Consider the following 2,799-nt stretch of genomic DNA (forward strand, 5'->3'; position numbering starts at 1 on the left):
CCGTCGACCCAGTGACCGGCGCCGCCACCCCCACCCAAGACGGAGCACTCGCGCATGTCGCCCTCACGCCGATCATTCAGTGGCAGCGGGATCGTGGTGGTCCGGTTGCCGGGTTTCATCAGTTCGTGCTGGTCAGGACACCGGCCGCGGTGCGGATGGCGCGGCTGCGAGAAGTGGTTCAGGCCGTACTCGACCGTCACGACGCCCTGCGCATACGGCTGCGGCGCGACGCCGACTGGCACCTCGACGTGCTGCCGCGGGACGCCGTACGCGCCGCAGACCACGTCGTGCGCGTCGACGCCGCGGGGCGCGACGCGGTGCGGCTGGCGCAGCTCGTTCGCGAAGAGGCGGACGCGGCGCGGCGGCGGCTCGACCCGGAGCGCGGAAACATGCTCCAAGCGGTCTGGTTCGACGCCGGAGCGGGTCGCGCCGGACGGCTCCTCTTGATGATCAACCACCTCGTGGTCGACGGCGTCTCCTGGCGCATCCTGCTCCAGGACCTGCGTACGGCGTGGGAGTCGGCGCCCGATCTCCGTGCGGCGGAAGTCGAGGCAGGCGTCTCCTACGCGGAGTGGGGCGAGCTGCTGACCCGCGACGCACTGGCGCGGACCGGAGAACTCCCCTTCTGGACCGGCCTCGTGGACGGCGCCGAAGACCTCCTCCCGGGCACCGCGCTCGCCCAGGACCGTGACGTCCTGCGCACCCAGGCGACCGTCACCCGCGTACTGCCCCCGGACCGGACGGAACGCCTGCTGACGCACGTGCCCAGCACGCTCGGCACCGGAATCAACGCCGTCCTGCTCACGGCCCTCGGCCACGCGGTACGCCGCTGGCGCGCCGGGCACGTCCCCGACCCGGACGCCCCGTTCCTCGTGGACGTGGAGGGGCACGGCAGGGAGGAGATCGCCGACGATCTCGATCTGTCCGCGACCGTCGGCTGGTTCACCAGCATGTTCCCCGTCCGCCTCGCGGGCCCCGAGAACGATCCGGACGCCGCGCTGCGAGCCGTGGACGGTCAGTTGCGCACCATGCCGGACAAGGGCCTCGGCTACGGCCTGCTGCGGTACCTCAACCCCGAGACGGGGCCCGCCCTCGCACGACTGCCCCGAGCCCACGTCATGTTCAACTACCTCGGCAGGTTCGACCGCCCCGAAGGCACCGACTGGGGCCTTGTCTCCGGGGACGAGGGCRGGGCCGTCGGCGGCGGCGGTGACCCCGAGCTGCCGCAGACCCACTTGCTGGAGATCTCGGCCGTCACCATGGTCCAGGACAACGGCCCCGAACTGCACGTCACCTGGGCGTACCCGACGGGCCTGCTCACCCAGGAGCGGGTGGCCGAGCTGGCCGACCTGTGGTTCGAGGCCCTGGCCGCCCTGACGGCACACGCGAACGAGAACGAGGCCGGAAGAGGCGAGCAAGGAGCCGACGAGCAGGGAGCCACCGCATGACCACCTCCGACGCCCCACGGGAGACCCGGCCCGCGCCCCTCCAGCAGGGGCTGTTCTTCCACACCGCGTTCGACGTGGAGGGCCAGGACATCTACACCACCCAACTGACGCTCGACTTCGACGGCCGGATCGATCCGGCCGCCCTCGCCGACGCCTGCCAGGCGGTGCAGCGTCGGCACGACAGCCTGCGCTCGGGCTTCCGTACCGACGCAGCGGGCGAGCCCGTGCGGTTCGTGGTCCCCGATCCGCCGCTCGACCTGCGGGTCGTCGAGCTGACCGGGGAGGACCCCGAGGCGCTGCGCGCGGAGGCCGACCGGGTCACGCGGGAGGAACGCCTGCGGCGCTTCGACCTCGGGCGCCCGCCACTGATCCGCTTCCTGCTGATCCGGCTCACCGAGGACCGCTGGCGCTTCGCGCTGACGAACCACCACATCATGCTCGACGGCTGGTCCACCTCCGTCCTCCTCGACGAGCTGATCGACGTGTACGAGAACGGGGCCCGGCAGGCGGACGAGGCCCCCGCGCCCACCTACACCGCCTACCTGGACTGGCTCGCGGACACCGATCCGGACGAGGCGCACGCGGCATGGGACGAGGCGCTGTCCGGCATCGAGGAGCCCACGCTCGTCGCGCCGGAGGCGACGGGGCGGGGAGCGGTGGTGCCGCGGCGCGTGCTGCGGACCCTGTCCCCGGACCGGAGCGCCGCCCTCGCGGAGCGCGCCCGGCACTGCGGGGTCACGCTCAACACCGTGGCGCAGGTGGCCTGGGGCCTCGTCCTGCGCCGCCTGACCGGCAGGGACGACGTGCTCTTCGGCATGACCGTGTCGGGCAGGACCGCCGACGTCGAGGGCATCGAATCGATGGTGGGCCTGCTCATCAACACCCTGCCCGCCCGGGTGCGCACCGATCCCGCCGACTCAATCGCCGATGTCCTCGAACGGGTGCAGGACGCGCAGCTCGACCTCTTCGAGCACCACCATCTGGGGCTCACCGAGATCCAGCGCCGCGCGGGGTTCGGCAGCCTCTTCGACACCACCACGGCGTTCGAGAACTATCCGACGGCCGGTGCGCTCCGGCTGGGCGACGCCATCTGCGTCGACGTCGGCGGCTTCGACGCCACGCACTATCCGCTGTCGCTGATCTGCACACCGGGGGAGGCGCTCGGCATCCGCCTCGACTACCGCCCCGACCTCTTCGGGCGGGACGAGGCGGAGCGGTACTGCGACTGGTTCGTACGCGTGCTTGAGGCCATCGCCGACGACCCGGAGCAGCCGGTCGGCGAGCTGTCCGTGCTGTCGGCGGAGGAGCGGCACCGCATCCTCGTGGAGTGGAACGACACCCGGCGCCCGGT

The 2,799-nt window shown here is 72.2% G+C and carries 2 protein-coding genes; both read left to right on the plus strand.

The window, feature by feature from the left end; genetic code table 11:
• Nucleotides 1–1,448: condensation domain-containing protein (locus AB8Z36_RS36435; protein ID WP_369217675.1), on the plus strand; the 1,448-nt coding region annotated here is incomplete at its 5' end.
• On the plus strand, nucleotides 1,445–2,799 hold a 1,355-nt coding region (locus AB8Z36_RS36440), incomplete at its 3' end, for a condensation domain-containing protein (protein WP_369217676.1). The genes AB8Z36_RS36435 and AB8Z36_RS36440, both read left to right, overlap by 4 nt.

Origin of the sequence: Streptomyces flavofungini (assembly GCF_041028215.1) — a bacterium.
In the GTDB taxonomy this organism is placed as follows: Bacteria; Actinomycetota; Actinomycetes; order Streptomycetales; family Streptomycetaceae; genus Streptomyces; species Streptomyces flavofungini_B.